Raw genomic sequence first — 14,280 nt, 5'->3', positions numbered from 1 at the left:
GGATGTAACCGACGGGTAGCATTCGAATGGACCTTGCGTTTTCTTGCGACTGCGGTGCGCTCAGAGGGCATCTTAAGGACAGCAGTTCTAAAACCGGAACCCGGATTGTCTGCCATTGCGGACAATGCAGGCGGGCGCAACTCTATTTCGAACAACCTGATCCAGCGCCTCAAGGGGTGGACCTATTTCAAACGTCCGCCGATAGGGTGATCTTTGATCAGGGCCAAGAGCATCTATCGGTCATGCGCCTACCCAATACAAAACTTCTGCGGTGGTATGCAGATTGCTGCAAGACACCAATGTTCAACGTGGTTGGCGTGCCGCGTATGGCGTTTGCCAGCATTCAATCTCAGCGCCTTGATGATCCGAGTGTTCTTGGACGCATTAAGTCAGAGGGTTTCGTTCGAAAGGCAGATGGTCGTCAGGTCCATAAAGGGATGGGCCATCTCCTGACGGGACTGTTAAGCCGTGCGGCCGCGGCAAACCTAACCGGGACTTGGCGGAAGTCACCGTTTTTCGGTGAAGATGGAAAACCGGCGAAGCCAATCAAGCAGCTCACTAAAGAAGATGTTGCGCATCTGAGTTAGCGGGCCAACCACGTCTCCATTGCCTCGATCACCTCTTGCGGTTGCTCTAACGTTGGAAGGTGCCCCGCATCGGGTACAACCACCAATTCAGCATCTGGAATGAGATCGGCCATAAATGTGTGACGCTTGATCGGGCAGAGCGCGTCATGTTCGCCGCATAAAACGAGTGTTGGCACATCACAGCGGCGCAGCGTGGCCTGCTGGTCAGGGCGGCGTTGTAGGGCACGGGACTGGCGCAGAAAGACCCCCTCGCCTAGATCAAGCGCCATATCCATGACCAGATCCAACACTGCATCGCGGCCATCCCCCGGTGCAAGGTAGTTCGGCTTCATCTCTTCACGCATGACCTCGGGAAGTGCCCCCGCCAAGACACGAACGATCTGCGGCTCCCGTGCAGCAGCGACCTTGGGTGTTTCCGACAATGCATTGGTATCCATCAGCGCAAGCCGGGTCACACGACCGGGGCTCTGTCGCAAGACCTCCATCGCTACAATTCCGCCCATGGACAGGCCCGCCAACGCGAACTTTGAGGGGGCGTTCGTCAATATATCCGCGGCGAGTGCCTCGACCCGGTCGTGAGCTGTGATGGCTGCAAGATGAATCGCGCGATTACGCCCAAAATGCTTGATCTGTGGGCCATACAACCGCGCGTCACACATCATCCCGGGGATCAAAACCAAGGGATCAGACGACGCAGGCGCAAGAACCAGCGGCGTGCTCATGCGCGCGCGTTCGCCAGCCGGGTGCCTTCAACCAAGGCGCCGAGTTTGGCGTAGGCAATCTCGGGATCGACCGCCCCGAACCCCGCAAATGTTCCGAAGCCGCAATCCGATCCGGCAATCACACGATCCGTCCCCATGAACGGCAAGAAGCGTTCAAGCCGTTGCGCGACGACTTCGGGATGTTCCACAAAGTTGGTCGTCGTATCTACAACACCCGGGACCAGTATCTTGCTCGCCGGAATATCATCGACACGGTCGCGAAATACCGTCCACTCATGGGCGTGGCGCGGGTTGGATGTCTCGAACAGAAGCTGGTTCGCATTCACCGACATCAGAGTATCAAAGACCTTCGCCATGTCGATGTCACACACATGAGGGCCTTCGTAATTGCCCCAGCAGATATGAACGCGCACGCGATCCGGATCGATCCCGTCCAGCGCGCCGTTGAGCGCCTCGACGTGAGTTGCAGCGATCTTCAGAAACTCCTCATCGCTGAGATCACCGAAAAGCATGTGTCGGGACAGCGCCAGATCAGGACAGTCGAGTTGCAGATAGAGCCCTGCATCAACGATGGTGCGGTATTCGTCTTTCATCGCGTCGGCCAGAGCCCCCAAGTATTCGTCGCGGGAGCCGTAGTATTCGTTTTGCAGAAACAGAGAGATGACCCCCGGCGACGCGGCGTTCATGAAACCTTCAGCGGCCCCGTGCGCTTCCATCCCGGCCTTCAGGTTCGCGATGTCGGCCAGAAGGTCAGCCTGTCCTTTCGATTTCACCGGGCCGGTGCACATAGGACGGGCATATTGGGGGGTGCCGCCCGCCTCGGCCAAGCGCTTCAGAAAACTCGGAAAGAGCTTCAGGTCGCCCGGAGCATTCCGCGGACTGTCACCCGAGAACCCTGTATAGCGGTCTTTCACATAGGTCGCATAGCTGATCTTCGAGGTCTCTCCGTCGCTGACCACATCTATGCCGGTTTCGACCTGACGGGCGACGGTCGCTGCACTGGCATCTTTCATCACCGAAGCGAAGTCATCCGCATTGTAAGCCTCGCCGTTTTCCCTGGCAAAGATCATATCCACCACGTCCTGTGTGCGTGGCAGGCTGCCCGTATGCGTGGTCTTGATGGTCATTCGCCGCTCCCAGGTTTTTCTTGTTTCATCACGAATGCGCGAGCAGGAAAAGAGCTAACCGGCCGTCCATCCCCCATCAACAAGGATGGAGGTGCCCGTGACCAGAGACGACGCGTCCGACGCCAGATAGACTACGGCGCCCATGATATCTTCAACCACACCGACCCGGGGCAGCTTGATTTTCTCATCAATCCAAGCTCGCTTGGCCGGATCGGCAAATGTCGCTTCGGTCAACGGGGTCAGAATGAAGGTGGGACAGATGGAGTTCACACGGATGCTGTCGGGCCCGAACTCGATCGCCATCGCCTTGTTGAAACCTTCAACGCCGTGCTTCGTTGCGCTATAGACCGCTCGGTCCTGACCGCCCACATGCCCCATTTGGCTGGAGATCTGGATGATTGACCCGCCTCCCCGGGCTTTCATGCCAATCGCGGCCTGCTGCGCCAGGAAATACGCGGCTTTCAGGTTCAGGGCCACCACAGCATCAAAGTCGTCCGGCGTTGTTTCAACCGCCTTCGAATGGCGGGCCAGACCAGCTGAGTTGCAAAGGATATCGAACGGTCCATGGTCCGAGAATGTCGTTTTGACTGCATCCAAGTCGGTGACATCCAAGGCAAGACCGGTCGCGCTATAATCCGCTTGAAGCATCTGTTCCACTGCGGCGTCTACCTGATTGGAACTGCGCGCGGCGATCAGCACCTCGGCCCCGGCCTCTGCCAGTGCCGTGGCGCAGGCCAAGCCGATCCCACGTGATCCGCCTGGGACAAAAGCGCGTTTGCCATCTAGCTTAAAGGACGGGGTTCTGGGCAATGTCATTGGGCGCCTCTCCATGCTTTCGGGATTTCTGGGATTGTAATTCCGCGAAACGGTGGAAAATCTGCGTAGCGCGCCGCCCGGCTTGCATCATCTTCGTCCGGGGTCGCCCCCGCTGCCAGCAGCTTGCCACGTGGCGCAATGTAACTTGAGATTGTCCGACGCGGGATCGGCTCCCATGTTAAATTGAACGCGGCCAGCTTCGGAAAATACCACTGCTCTGAATAGGGCAGATGGTCATGGATCCACCATGCAAGGTCCCGCCAATCCCGCCCTTGGCTGTATTGATCGGCAAACCACGGGATCACGATAGATGCCCCACCAATCCGCGCGTCCCCCTCGTCGCGGTCCCAGATATGGCATTCGCCCGGGTAATCGTTCCGCGCGCAATTCAATTTGTTTTCATTACCGAACCGGTTGAGTGATGGGGATCTGTAACCAGACCGCACAGCAATCTGTCCGAAGGTTTCGTGAAGCGGGTCAAGCAAGGTGGAGCAGAACGCCTTCCCCACCTCAATGGCGAGGTCAGGGTTTTCGGGAATGTTCTGTCTTTCGTGAAAGTTGCCGATTTCAGAGTAGAGAAACTCGCGCATGAAAAAGTATTTCGACAGGCGTATCCGCCCCAATGTCTCAAGGCTCCACATGGAGGCCGGGCGTCTCATAGCTGCGCAACCCAGTTGAGAATGCGATCGACCATCGGAGCGGTCTGGCCCGGACTGAGGATATCGCCTGCAATTACATGGTTGAATCGATCATCCCCCTCCCCCAGTACAACGGGGATCATCGTGGTATCTCCCCCCCAATCTGCGGCGACATCCTTGGTGGCAGACGGCGAGACGACCCAGTCATCCTCGGAATAGACGAAAAGCGCGGGCACTGTCGTTTCCGAGAAGTCTTCCGCACGGGCGTGATCGATTACGGCCGAAAGTGGAACAGTGGCAATCGTAGGATATTGATGGGTCCAGTATTTTTCGTGGGCTTCGCTGCTTGGGGTGAACCCGAGCGTCTCACCCACGACAAGCGGCCCCCAGTAGCGCACAAATGGCCATCGCAGCATTCCCGCTGCCGGGTTCACCACCGCAAAATTCGGGGAGATGAAGACAAGGCCCGCGACGTTTTCCATTAGCGCGGGCTGGGTTGCGGTAATGGCTGTCAAGGTGCCGCCCGTGGAGGTTGAAATCACTAAAACGCGCTGACCAAGCCTGCGGCCAATCGCCAGTGCCTCTGCGGTGTCTTCAAGCCAATCGCCCGCCGTGGGTTCCGCCATCGCCGCCCCGTCCCGGCCGTGCCCCGCGAGGCGGGTGTAAAACAGGTTTGCGCCAAGCGCCTCGGCGACGTTGTCCGAAACAGGACGAATTTCTTCAGACGTCGCCGAAAAACCATGAATATAGATGACAGACAGGTCGGTCTTTTCACCCGGCGCCCCCGCCCAAATGATGCGTTTCTGGACGCCGGGCACGATATCGTCAAAGCGCGCTTCACGGCTGGCAAGGTATTCGTCAAGATCTTCAGGCAACATCTTGGCACTGAAAGATATTTCGGTATCAACGCCCTCACGTGGAGCAAAGACGAAGATCAATGCGATGATCGATGAGAGAAGCAGGCCGGACAGGATCAGCCATTTCAACGCTGTTTTCACCGAATTTGCTCCAGTACGTTGTGGATCGCGTCCTCGATCAATCGCAGGGCTTTCGGCTCTGAAAAGCGGTGATCTGCATCCTTGAGAAGCACCAGTCGCATGTCGGGACCAATCGCATGGTCAAGAAGTCGAAGGGCCACGGACATATCGACATCCCGATCTGCCGTCCCTTGCAAGAAACGCACGGGAAACGGAAGCGGCAGCGGGTCGCGCAAAACAAGCTGGTTGCGCCCTTCTTCGATCAAACGTTTGGTGATGATGTAGGGCTCGCCGTATTCTGATGGTAGAGCCACCTGCCCTGATGCGAGCTCTGCCTTCTGCGCGTCGGTAAAACTGCCCCACATGCTGTCTTCGGTAAAATCCGGGGCGGCGGCTATGGTCACGAGCCCAGCGATCCGATCAGACATTTGTCGCGCCAGCAAAAGCGAAATCCATCCGCCCATCGAGGACCCGACAAGGATTTGCGAACCGTCCGTCAGTTGCGAAATCGCGGCATTTGCATCCTCCGCCCAATCACCAATCGCGCCATCGGTGAAAGCACCAGAAGACTGCCCGTGACCAGAGTAGTCGAACCGAAGATAGGCACGGCCTTGTGCCTTCGCCCAAGCCTCTAGATGAATGGCTTTGGTCCCGGTCATGTCTGATTTGAAACCGCCTAAAAAGACGATACCCGGTCCGGCCCCAGCGGACTGATGATACGCAATTTGACGCCCTTGCGGCGTGGTAAGCACCTTCAGATCAGCCATAGCGCACCTTTATCCCGAACCCCTCGGCGCCTGTTATTGCACGCTAAATTTGCCGCCAAAAGCAGAAGTTTCTGCATTCTATAGGTTACTATATTGTCACGTGACTAGTTTGTCACCTATAAGCGATTCCTATGGATGTGATCTTCAAGGCACTCAACGATCCGGCCCGACGAGACATGCTGGACACCCTGCGCAAAAGGGATGGCCAGACCCTCAGCGAGTTGGAGACGCGCTTCGACATGACCCGTTTTGGCGTCATGAAACACTTGGGCGTGTTGGAAGATGCAAAGCTGATCACAACCAAGAAGGTAGGCCGCTTCAAACACCACTACTTGAATGCCCTACCGCTACAGGAGGTCATTGACCGTTGGATTGAGCCGCTGCTGGCCAAACCCGCGGCACGTGATCTTCTGACCCTCAAATCACAACTGGAAGGAGCTGCCGATATGACCGAAAAACCCGATTTCCGTATGGAAACCTACATCCGATGCACTCAGGACGCGCTATGGGATGCGCTGACGGACGCCGATGCCCACGCCAACTTCAACTTCATGGCGTCTCGCGTAGAACGGGATGGAAACGCCCTTGTCTACTATACGCCCGATGGGAGTGAGATGCTCGTCTGCACCGAGACGCAGCTTGATCCAAAGACCCGGATCTCATCGACTTTCGAACCCCGTTGGGAGACAGATGCCAAGCCATCCAGGTTTGACTACATTATCGCGGCTGAAGGCGATTACTGCAGACTGACATTGGAGCACTATGACCTGTCCTTCCCGGTCGTGGAAGGGGAAGGCATCGCCGATGGCTGGGTGCGTACACTCGCGGGGCTGAAAACCTGGCTGGAGACGGGCGAGAGCGTGAAATATGTAAACTGGGGGGCCGAAAATGGCTGATTTTCCAACGGAACTTGGCATCTTGGTCTGCCTTGCCCTTTTGGCTGCGTCGTTATGGATTCCCTATATTATTGGCGTGAACACCGAACCTGAGCGCGAAGGAGCCGCAGATCCATTCGTCCGCCCCCTTGCTCAATCAGAGATGCGGCCTTGGGTACATCGGGCCTACCGTGCGCATCTGAACCTTCTGGAGCAGTTCCTGCCATTCGCGGTGGTCATCCTTGTCCTCGACCGGGTTGGCGGATTCAATACCATCACCTATTGGACAGCGATCATCTTCTTCTGGCTTCGAGTGGCACATGCGGCGGGTATGATCACGGGATGGGCCACATTCCCGGTGCGCCCCCTTCTGTTCATCGCGGGATGGATGTGCATTCTGGTGCTCGGCTGGCAGGTGTTTGCGTCCATATAGCCGAACGCAAGCAGGCAACCTCTTGACGCGGCCTGAGCGCTTCGGCATTCAGGCCGCTCATATAACCCGCAACCGGGCGTTCCGTGGGCGCCGAACTGACGAGGAGCCCATTTGATGGCCCAGATTTCCCTGACTTTTCCTGACGGTTCTGCACGAGACTTTGACGCTGGCGTGACCCCAGCCGATGTCGCTGCATCCATCTCCACAAGCCTCGCCAAGAAGGCCATTTCGGCCCATGTCGACGGTGCCCATTTCGATCTTCAATGGCCGATCGAAGCAGATGCAAGCATCGCCATCAATACGATGAAAGATGAAGCCCCCGCCCTTGAACTGATCCGCCATGACTTGGCACACATCATGGCCCGCGCGGTGCAGGCGATTTGGCCGGATGTGAAGGTCACCATCGGCCCGGTGATCGAAAATGGCTGGTATTACGACTTTGACCGCGAAGAAGCGTTCACGCCGGAAGACCTTGGCGCTATCGAAAAGAAGATGAAAGAGATTATCAACTTAAGGGACGCCGTCCGGACAGAGGTGTGGGATCGTGACCGAGCCGTTCAGCACTACAAGGTCAACGGTGAGCCCTACAAAGTTGAACTGATCGACGCCATTCCCGGCGATGAGCCGTTGCGGATGTATTGGCACGGGGACTGGCAGGATCTGTGCCGCGGCCCGCATCTGCAACATACCGGACAGGTTCCTGCTGACGCATTCAAGCTGATGTCCGTGGCAGGGGCCTATTGGCGCGGTGACAGCAACCGCCCCATGCTCCAACGCATCTATGGCGTCGCGTTTCAGAACCGAGAAAAGCTAAAGGACTACCTGACCTTTCTGGAAGAAGCGGAAAAACGTGATCACCGCAGGCTCGGGCGCGAAATGGACCTGTTCCACATGCAGGAAGAGGCCCCCGGACAGGTGTTCTGGCATCCAAATGGGTGGACGATCTACACCACACTTCAGGACTATATGCGCCGCAAGCAACGAGCCGCAGGCTATCAGGAAGTGAATACACCGCAGGTTGTAGACCGGTCTCTTTGGGAAAAGTCCGGGCATTGGGACAAGTACCAGGACCACATGTTCATCGTAGAAGTGGATGAGGAGCATGCCCGCGAGAAGGCCATCAATGCCCTGAAGCCAATGAACTGTCCGTGTCACGTACAGGTCTACAATCAGGGCCTCAAATCGTACCGTGATCTGCCGTTGCGCATGGCCGAATTCGGCTCTTGCAGCAGGTATGAGCCCTCGGGTGCGCTGCACGGTATTATGCGCGTACGTGGGTTTACGCAGGACGATGGACACATTTTCTGTCGTGAAGATCAGATTGAGGCGGAATGTGCGAGCTTCATCGACTATCTGGCCAGCGTCTATACCGATCTCGGGTTTGAAAATTTTGAAATCCGGTTTGCGACCAGACCAGAAAAACGTGTGGGCAGCGATGAAAGCTGGGACCATGTCGAAGGCGCGCTGGAGGCTGCGATCAAGGCAACAGGCCACGATTATGTTCTGGAGCCCGGCGACGGCGCATTCTACGGGCCAAAGCTGGACTTCTACTTGACTGATGCCATCGGCCGGGTCTGGCAATGCGGTACGTTTCAAGTCGACCCGAACTTGCCAGAGCGGCTGGACGCCACCTACATCGGGGAGGACGGCGCGAAACACCGACCCTATATGCTGCACCGGGCCTGCCTTGGCTCATTTGAGCGGTTCATCGGTATTCTGATCGAGAATTCCTCTGGCAGACTGCCGTTCTGGCTAGCTCCAAGGCAAGTAGTGGTGGCCTCAATCATCTCTGACGCCGACGATTACGTTCTTGAAACGGTTGAGAAATTGAAAGCAACAGGCATCCGAGCTGAGGCAGATATCCGGAACGAGAAGATCAACTACAAGGTCCGTGAGCACTCCGTCAGCAAGGTTCCTGTGATCTTGGCAGTCGGCAAAAAAGAGGTCGAAGACACGACTGTCACGGTCCGGCGTCTCGGCGAAAAGCAGACCTCTGTGCAATCCCTCGCGGACGTGGTCGCTGGGGTTGCCGCTGATGCGACGCCACCCGATTTAAAGTAACGCAGTCTGTACGTCTTTGCCCCAACCCAGATAAAGTGCGTCAGCCTGGATCACTGGCCGCTTCATCAGGGTCGGGTGCGCGGCCAAAAGGGCCAGCGGATCTTTTCCGCGCTCCGCCTCATTCAAGCCGCGCCATGTGGTCGATTGGGTATTGAGCAAAGCATCGCCGAACGCCGCGTGAAACTTCGAGAGCGTGTCTTGGCTGAGTGGCGCGGCCCGTACGTCAATAAAAGTAACAGTATGCCCTGCCCGCTCCAGCGATTTCAGCGCTTTACGACAGCTGTCGCATGATTTTATACCGTAAAGTTCCATTGATTTTCCTATGTTACAGAGATCGGCGAGCATCTGCCAGTCGACGTGCAGCGGTTATGTGTTATTGATGTTTTAATCAAATACGCTATGTCCCGTTGCGTGACCAAGACTTTACGTTCCGCGCCTTCGCTCAAAGCAGCCGGTCAACTTGAAGACACTGCACCACCCCGCCGCAATAACGTGGGCGGAGATTTGATAGGAGATACGGATATGGCCACCGGCACCGTAAAATGGTTCAACACAACCAAAGGCTTTGGCTTCATCGCGCCTGACGACGGCGGCAAGGACGTGTTTGTGCACATCTCTGCTGTTGAGCGGGCTGGGCTCACCGGGCTGCGCGACGACCAGAAAGTTCAGTATGAAATGATCGAAGGCCGTGACGGACGTCAGTCCGCTGGCGATCTGGTCGCGCTGGACTAAGCTGACCCAATGTGCTGACGTTCAAGCGGCTCGCCCTGGCGGGCCGTTTTGCATTCAAGCCCCTGATCAGGCGGGCTTTTTCGGATTGACCTGATCCCAGTTCTCACCCATGGCGATGATGCAGGACCGTCCGTCCGTATAGGACATCAACGGCGTCCAATTCCAGTGGTCAGAGCGCCAAATCTCCATGTAGGTCTCAGGGCCGCGGCCGAAGGGGCGGCGCCATATTGCAGGGTCAAACGGTCGACCATCTGATCACGTGATCGCGGGGGGGGGGGGGGCGCAGACGACGTCCGCTATAGGGGAAGCCGCCTGCGTTTCCCCAGCACAGAGAAACAGAAGCATCGAAAGGGTAGACCGCACGGAATTCCAGCTCGACCTGTGTTTCGATTTGGCCCTGTGTAACACATTTGTGACGCAAGACCGAGACCGGAATCAGGACGATTTTCCCTCAATTCGGGGGTTCGGACTTGCGTCGGACTTTCATCGGACTTCTGTCGGACCGGAGATCAGGCTGAAGCTCCGGACAAATGTACCGGGCGGCGCAGGTCAGCGCGGCGCCCGAGGCGGGTTACAATCAGTCGTTGTCTTCGAGTTGGTCGAACCGCATCTGAACCAGTTCATTGAGCGTATAATCGGTCGGCTCGACCCCCAACTCGGTGGAGATATAGAACTTGGCCGCTGCGCCCCCGTGGCTGATCTCTTCGCCGACTTTTGCCAGATCAGAGGGGTTCTTGACCGCGCAATTCTCGTCCTCGACCACGTTCTTCATGTAGGCCAGTTGCAGCACGGTATAGTCATCCGCATTCACGCCAAGCTCTTCGGCCAACTGTTCTTTCGCCGCGTCATCGGCAGCCTTGGGAACTGGGTCGAACCCCTCGAACGCCTGAAGAATGGCCGTGCGCTCGGCTTCGGTGCCCACACCTTCCAACTCACAACTCAGGCGGCTGAGCTCCTGCAAGGTGTATTCCTCGGGGTTCAGGTTCAGATCGGCCGCGATGGCGTCTTTCGTCGCCTGCTGTTGGGGGTTGAGCGTTTCGGCCGTAACACCCGATGCGCCGATCAGCGCTGCCAGGGCCGACGTGATCATCAACTTTTTCATGGTAATGCCTCCTCTCATTTTACAATGACCGCACCAACGTCCGATTGGCGCGACGTTGGAAACATACCCGGAGAGGCTGTACGCTGATTGATATGTATCAAGGGGGCGGATCTGGTGGCCAGATGTCAAAGCCCCCGTTGGCGCGCGTCCTCGGGCAAACTGTCCCACCACCCGGCATAAGAGGTGTTCCACGGCGCAAAGCCCCCCTCATCCGGCGCGCCATCATCCCACCAGACGGGACCACGCTCCCCCAAGGCGCGCTTGGCCTGATCCACCCGCGCGCGGGCCTCGGCAATCTCCGCATCATCGGAGGCGTGACGGATCGCGGCGCGGGCCTGCATCAACGCCTTGACCGCCGCCCGCCGTTCCGTGTCGGACAGCCCGGGATCCGTGCAGCGCCAAAGCCGCGACTTCGACACGAAATATCGCCCATCGGGCGTGCGGGGATAGTCCTTCGGCATGGGGGAGAGATAGCCGCATCGCCGGCTGCGGCCAGCGCGGAGGATCAGATTTGGGGATGGTGGATGACGTCACCCACCCGGCGGTTTGAAAGCGGCCGCCGTTGCCGCCCTACGGGCGCCTTTGTCCACGGATCTTTGTTGCAATCCAACCGCCGCAGTCACAACACCTGTAGTCGCCGTAGTACTGCATGTGGTCGTCGTCGGAAAAGGGTACGAGCACCGCCGCCTCGGGTCCGCTGGTCTTGCCGCACTGACCGCATGTCACCTCGATATAGTCGCCCGCGAAAAGATCGTCATTGAACGAAATCGGAAGTTCACCGGGTTCGATCTTCAGCAGGTCATCACGATTTTCAATCTGCTCAAGACGCTTAGAAAACCGCCGGAGCTGTTTCAACTCGACCGCGGGCTGGCCTGGGCTGTCTTCGCCATCTGCAAAATAGGAGCACTGCTTTTCGCGGGTCAGGATGGCGCCCGCGATACGTTCTTCCAGATCGGTCACACGCAAAACAGCCTCAAACCTGAAATCTGATGCCGAACGATCGCGGTCGCCGGCATCGCCCCGTATGCGGATCGTCCAAGGTGCAGGCATAGATGTATCCCGTCGTGAGTTACCGATGTTTTGCATATATCGGCGAGGGACTGAACCTGTTTTCAGAGGGGCGGGGCGGTCCGGATGCGGCATGACATAGGTCTCGGACGGGAAAGAGTTGCGACGCTTAAAACTGACCTCGAAAGGACGGTAGATCATCATAATTGCGAGATTTACGCATGGGGGCCTCCTGTGGTTGGGCCTAGCAAATGTGGCATCGCCGGTTTGGTATGAGCGCGCAGGTACACCAACCTACGATATCTGTTCACCGGTCGTAAACCGAGGGCTCGTGTGACCGGTATTCAATGACGTGGCGGGGTGGGAATGTCTCTTATGACGCGAACAAAACCATCAGTAAAAGTTCGCGGAATAAGGAAAAATCTCAAGCCCGAGCTCAATTTTCATATCGACCAATAGCTTTGCAGTTTCCGGTTTCATACAAGCACCGATATTTCGGTGACCGCTGAGCTGTATAGTCAACGACACATGCGCACCATCATCAACCAAGCTGACGATAAATTCGCGACGTGGTTCCATACGAACCAGAAATCGGTGAAAATTTGAGAAGAAATTGCGATCAGTAACTTCGCGCAAGCTGTAACCCCAGCGACTGTCTCGCCATTTTCCGGGCAAAGGATTGCCGTTCGGCGCCTTTCTGTCGTCACCAAATCTTTTAGCCATATACGGCGTCAATCCCAAACCTTCTGTAATGACATCGGGGTTGATTGTGGGGTGGATGATAAGAAAGTAAATCGAGAAATTATGTGGTTTTTCGTCCATGAAGCCTCAATATCTCGGAAAGGTATGTTAAAGTACAGCAAAAGAAGGGCTTATCTCACTCTGCGGAATTGGGATTTGCAATCCATTTTACGTACTACTTGTCGTACAAAGAGATAAAGATATAGCTCTCGTCACGAGCAACCATCCAAACCAACTCACCTTTAGTAGCGCAAAATGATCTTGAGGGACGCCGTCTATCCCAACGTATATCATACCTATTTTCGTGAACAATATCGGTGCCCAGCAGGCGGCCGCTCGTATCGAAGTGCGCCAAAAGTACCCATGGCTCATTGTCTCCATGTGACAATTCGCTCTCGATAATATGCAGTTGCATTCGCCTGGTTAAACCCGGAACATCATCAAGATCGTTAGAGGCAGAATACGGAGGGAAAAAGCAAACCGAAGAGACTGCTGACGCAAAAAGGTTCGCTCCCGAGATATTTGCCAAATGTTCTGCGCTTCGAACACGGTCGAGATGCAGGTATTGAGATGACGGAAGCTCGAATGGAATTGCATTATAAGCGCGAGTTAATAGACCGAGGTAAATCACACTGATTATACTACCCAGTATGGAAAGTATCAGCAAAGAGACCACGCTTACCGTAACTTTCGCAACCTTCAACATTTTTTCAGCGATTGCGCGAGGGCTGCGAAACCAAATAGGCGGCCCCTTTGGTTCACCCAATAACCCCCTCAAACTCCCGCCATTCGCCCTTGCTCATGCCGGAGGTTTCTTGGGTGACCTTCTCTCCTGCGATCATGCGTTTGACGCACTCGACGGCTTTCCCGCTCAATTGTGCGCCGCCCAAGCGGTAATCCTCGAAGGCGCCGTAGGCGGCGGGGACCCAGTCTTTGACGACCTCGCAGATGGCGTCGGCGTAGACTCGTATCTCGTATTGGGCATGGGCGTCAGCGCGTAGGCGCAGGAAGTGGAACAGGTTGTGCAGGTCCACTTTCCAGTACCATTGGGTGTAGATATTGGCGGGCAGGTTCATGCGGGCCAGTTCGCGGGCCAGGCCCTGTTGGTCGTCCTGTGAGATCATCTCTTCGTAGTGATCGTAGGCGCGGGTGGCGTCGTCGCGCAGGTAGCGCAGGACGCGCTCGGCCTCCTCCCCCGACAGGCTTTCCCCGCGGCCCTGATTGTTGACGACGGATTGGGCGGCGAGGTCATCGGCGGCGGGGATGTAGAACTCGCGGTCCAAGATGGAGTAGCGGGCGGAGTATTCGTTGACGTTGGCCGTGCGGTGGCGGATCCACTGGCGGGCCACGAAGACGGGCAGTTTGACGTGCAGCTTGATCTCGCACATCTCGAACGGGGTCGAGTGCCAGTGGCGCATGAGGTAGCGGATCAGGCCCTCGTCGTTCTGGACGGATTTGGTGCCCTTGCCATAGCTGACGCGGGCGGCCTGCGTGATGGCGCTGTCGTCGCCCATATAGTCGATGACGCGGATGAAGCCGTGATCCAGCACCTCGTGGGCCTTGTAGAGATGCGCCTCCATCCCCGGTACGGTGGCGCGCAGCGTGGGCTGGGTCTGGGCGCGCAGGTCTTCGATCTCTTTGCGTTGGTCGGGGGAGAGGGGCATGGCCGCGCCTTTCTGGCTGATCCTGAGTCG

The 14,280-nt window shown here is 56.9% G+C and carries 19 protein-coding genes; 5 read left to right on the top strand and 14 right to left on the bottom strand.

All coding sequences use genetic code 11. The annotated features are described in order from the left end of the window. Positions 1 to 26: 26 nt before the first annotated feature. Positions 27 to 587: a DUF6151 family protein gene (locus tag KIN_RS14775; protein ID WP_159808442.1), complete on the top strand. Its 561-nt coding sequence runs from the start codon at positions 27 to 29 to the stop codon at positions 585 to 587. On the opposite strand, the gene KIN_RS14770 is transcribed toward KIN_RS14775, so the two are convergent. From KIN_RS14770 to KIN_RS14745, 6 genes are read right to left on the bottom strand one after another with little or no spacing between them, the layout of a single operon-like run. After that, positions 584 to 1,309 (bottom strand): alpha/beta fold hydrolase, encoded by a 726-nt coding sequence (locus KIN_RS14770; protein WP_159808440.1) that lies wholly within the window; start codon positions 1,307 to 1,309, stop codon positions 584 to 586. The two genes, KIN_RS14775 and KIN_RS14770, sit on opposite strands and share 4 nt — an antisense overlap. Next, on the bottom strand, positions 1,306 to 2,436 hold the full coding sequence (locus tag KIN_RS14765) for a cobalamin-independent methionine synthase II family protein (RefSeq protein ID WP_159808438.1): 1,131 nt from the start codon (positions 2,434 to 2,436) through the stop codon (positions 1,306 to 1,308). The genes KIN_RS14770 and KIN_RS14765 overlap by 4 nt, the downstream gene beginning before the upstream one ends. A 54-nt stretch (positions 2,437 to 2,490) precedes the next feature. Continuing rightward, a complete protein-coding gene (locus tag KIN_RS14760) occupies positions 2,491 to 3,252 on the bottom strand; it encodes an SDR family NAD(P)-dependent oxidoreductase (protein WP_159808436.1) in 762 nt (253 codons plus the stop codon). After that, positions 3,249 to 3,893: a hypothetical protein gene (locus KIN_RS14755; RefSeq protein WP_159808920.1), complete on the bottom strand. Its 645-nt coding sequence runs from the start codon at positions 3,891 to 3,893 to the stop codon at positions 3,249 to 3,251. The genes KIN_RS14760 and KIN_RS14755 overlap by 4 nt, the downstream gene beginning before the upstream one ends. A gap of 14 nt (positions 3,894 to 3,907) precedes the next feature. Next, entirely contained in the window at positions 3,908 to 4,888 is a 981-nt protein-coding gene (locus KIN_RS14750) for an alpha/beta hydrolase (RefSeq protein WP_159808434.1), read from the bottom strand. Next, positions 4,885 to 5,634, bottom strand: a complete 750-nt coding sequence (locus KIN_RS14745) for an alpha/beta hydrolase (protein ID WP_159808432.1) — start codon at positions 5,632 to 5,634, stop codon at positions 4,885 to 4,887. Before KIN_RS14745 ends, KIN_RS14750 begins: the two co-directional genes overlap by 4 nt. 131 nt (positions 5,635 to 5,765) lie before the next feature. Between KIN_RS14745 and KIN_RS14740 the strand changes: the two genes are divergently transcribed. The 3 genes from KIN_RS14740 to thrS all read left to right on the top strand — a co-directional run bounded on the left by KIN_RS14740 (position 5,766) and on the right by thrS (position 9,003). Then, positions 5,766 to 6,530 (top strand): ArsR/SmtB family transcription factor, encoded by a 765-nt coding sequence (locus KIN_RS14740; RefSeq protein ID WP_159808430.1) that lies wholly within the window; start codon positions 5,766 to 5,768, stop codon positions 6,528 to 6,530. Then, complete coding sequence (locus tag KIN_RS14735) at positions 6,523 to 6,942, top strand: MAPEG family protein (RefSeq protein ID WP_159808428.1); 420 nt, start codon at positions 6,523 to 6,525, stop codon at positions 6,940 to 6,942. Before KIN_RS14740 ends, KIN_RS14735 begins: the two co-directional genes overlap by 8 nt. Before the next feature lie 114 nt (positions 6,943 to 7,056). After that, entirely contained in the window at positions 7,057 to 9,003 is a 1,947-nt protein-coding gene (gene thrS, locus KIN_RS14730; RefSeq protein WP_159808426.1) for a threonine--tRNA ligase, read from the top strand. On the opposite strand, the gene KIN_RS14725 is transcribed toward thrS, so the two are convergent. Continuing rightward, positions 8,995 to 9,315, bottom strand: a complete 321-nt coding sequence (locus tag KIN_RS14725) for an arsenate reductase family protein (protein WP_159808424.1) — start codon at positions 9,313 to 9,315, stop codon at positions 8,995 to 8,997. The genes thrS and KIN_RS14725 overlap by 9 nt on opposite strands. A gap of 210 nt (positions 9,316 to 9,525) precedes the next feature. Between KIN_RS14725 and KIN_RS14720 the strand changes: the two genes are divergently transcribed. Further along, positions 9,526 to 9,735, top strand: coding sequence for a cold-shock protein (locus tag KIN_RS14720; RefSeq protein ID WP_159808422.1), 210 nt, complete (start codon positions 9,526 to 9,528; stop codon positions 9,733 to 9,735). A 66-nt stretch (positions 9,736 to 9,801) separates the two neighbouring features. Here the strand turns inward: KIN_RS14720 and KIN_RS22575 are convergent, their stop codons facing one another. The 7 genes from KIN_RS22575 to thyX all read right to left on the bottom strand — a co-directional run bounded on the left by KIN_RS22575 (position 9,802) and on the right by thyX (position 14,250). After that, a complete protein-coding gene (locus KIN_RS22575) occupies positions 9,802 to 9,924 on the bottom strand; it encodes a hypothetical protein (protein WP_279285273.1) in 123 nt (40 codons plus the stop codon). A gap of 388 nt (positions 9,925 to 10,312) precedes the next feature. Beyond that, positions 10,313 to 10,837 carry a hypothetical protein gene (locus KIN_RS14715; protein ID WP_159808420.1) on the bottom strand — a complete coding sequence of 175 codons (525 nt, stop codon included), beginning with the start codon at positions 10,835 to 10,837 and terminating at the stop codon, positions 10,313 to 10,315. 125 nt (positions 10,838 to 10,962) lie between these two features. Beyond that, complete coding sequence (locus KIN_RS14710; RefSeq protein WP_159808418.1) at positions 10,963 to 11,298, bottom strand: hypothetical protein; 336 nt, start codon at positions 11,296 to 11,298, stop codon at positions 10,963 to 10,965. 109 nt (positions 11,299 to 11,407) lie between these two features. Beyond that, positions 11,408 to 11,887, bottom strand: coding sequence for a hypothetical protein (locus KIN_RS14705; protein WP_159808416.1), 480 nt, complete (start codon positions 11,885 to 11,887; stop codon positions 11,408 to 11,410). A gap of 351 nt (positions 11,888 to 12,238) precedes the next feature. Next, positions 12,239 to 12,667 carry a DUF4279 domain-containing protein gene (locus KIN_RS14700; RefSeq protein ID WP_159808414.1) on the bottom strand — a complete coding sequence of 143 codons (429 nt, stop codon included), beginning with the start codon at positions 12,665 to 12,667 and terminating at the stop codon, positions 12,239 to 12,241. A 94-nt stretch (positions 12,668 to 12,761) separates the two neighbouring features. Further along, positions 12,762 to 13,352 (bottom strand): hypothetical protein, encoded by a 591-nt coding sequence (locus KIN_RS14695; protein ID WP_159808412.1) that lies wholly within the window; start codon positions 13,350 to 13,352, stop codon positions 12,762 to 12,764. After that, positions 13,345 to 14,250: an FAD-dependent thymidylate synthase gene (thyX, locus tag KIN_RS14690; protein WP_159808410.1), complete on the bottom strand. Its 906-nt coding sequence runs from the start codon at positions 14,248 to 14,250 to the stop codon at positions 13,345 to 13,347. The genes KIN_RS14695 and thyX overlap by 8 nt, the downstream gene beginning before the upstream one ends. Between the last annotated feature and the right edge of the window lie 30 nt (positions 14,251 to 14,280).

Source organism: Litoreibacter roseus, from assembly GCF_009811795.1.
GTDB classification, from domain to species: domain Bacteria; phylum Pseudomonadota; class Alphaproteobacteria; order Rhodobacterales; family Rhodobacteraceae; genus Litoreibacter; species Litoreibacter roseus.
This window is presented reverse-complemented; position numbering and strand designations above follow the sequence as displayed.

What these genes read in the sequence shown, in the direction of transcription:
- KIN_RS14775 (WP_159808442.1), top strand. Translation starts at nt 27, where the DNA reads ATGGACCTTGCGTTTTCTTGCGACTGCGGTGCGCTCAGAGGGCATCTT.
- KIN_RS14720 (WP_159808422.1), top strand. Translation starts at nt 9,526, where the DNA reads ATGGCCACCGGCACCGTAAAATGGTTCAACACAACCAAAGGCTTTGGC.
- KIN_RS14700 (WP_159808414.1), bottom strand. Translation starts at nt 12,667, where the DNA reads ATGGACGAAAAACCACATAATTTCTCGATTTACTTTCTTATCATCCAC.
- thyX (WP_159808410.1), bottom strand. Translation starts at nt 14,250, where the DNA reads ATGCCCCTCTCCCCCGACCAACGCAAAGAGATCGAAGACCTGCGCGCC.
- KIN_RS14740 (WP_159808430.1), top strand. Translation starts at nt 5,766, where the DNA reads ATGGATGTGATCTTCAAGGCACTCAACGATCCGGCCCGACGAGACATG.
- KIN_RS14755 (WP_159808920.1), bottom strand. Translation starts at nt 3,893, where the DNA reads ATGTGGAGCCTTGAGACATTGGGGCGGATACGCCTGTCGAAATACTTT.
- KIN_RS14770 (WP_159808440.1), bottom strand. Translation starts at nt 1,309, where the DNA reads ATGAGCACGCCGCTGGTTCTTGCGCCTGCGTCGTCTGATCCCTTGGTT.
- KIN_RS14715 (WP_159808420.1), bottom strand. Translation starts at nt 10,837, where the DNA reads ATGAAAAAGTTGATGATCACGTCGGCCCTGGCAGCGCTGATCGGCGCA.
- KIN_RS14710 (WP_159808418.1), bottom strand. Translation starts at nt 11,298, where the DNA reads ATGCCGAAGGACTATCCCCGCACGCCCGATGGGCGATATTTCGTGTCG.
- KIN_RS22575 (WP_279285273.1), bottom strand. Translation starts at nt 9,924, where the DNA reads ATGGAGATTTGGCGCTCTGACCACTGGAATTGGACGCCGTTGATGTCC.
- KIN_RS14725 (WP_159808424.1), bottom strand. Translation starts at nt 9,315, where the DNA reads ATGGAACTTTACGGTATAAAATCATGCGACAGCTGTCGTAAAGCGCTG.
- KIN_RS14745 (WP_159808432.1), bottom strand. Translation starts at nt 5,634, where the DNA reads ATGGCTGATCTGAAGGTGCTTACCACGCCGCAAGGGCGTCAAATTGCG.
- thrS (WP_159808426.1), top strand. Translation starts at nt 7,057, where the DNA reads ATGGCCCAGATTTCCCTGACTTTTCCTGACGGTTCTGCACGAGACTTT.
- KIN_RS14705 (WP_159808416.1), bottom strand. Translation starts at nt 11,887, where the DNA reads ATGCCTGCACCTTGGACGATCCGCATACGGGGCGATGCCGGCGACCGC.
- KIN_RS14760 (WP_159808436.1), bottom strand. Translation starts at nt 3,252, where the DNA reads ATGACATTGCCCAGAACCCCGTCCTTTAAGCTAGATGGCAAACGCGCT.
- KIN_RS14765 (WP_159808438.1), bottom strand. Translation starts at nt 2,436, where the DNA reads ATGACCATCAAGACCACGCATACGGGCAGCCTGCCACGCACACAGGAC.
- KIN_RS14735 (WP_159808428.1), top strand. Translation starts at nt 6,523, where the DNA reads ATGGCTGATTTTCCAACGGAACTTGGCATCTTGGTCTGCCTTGCCCTT.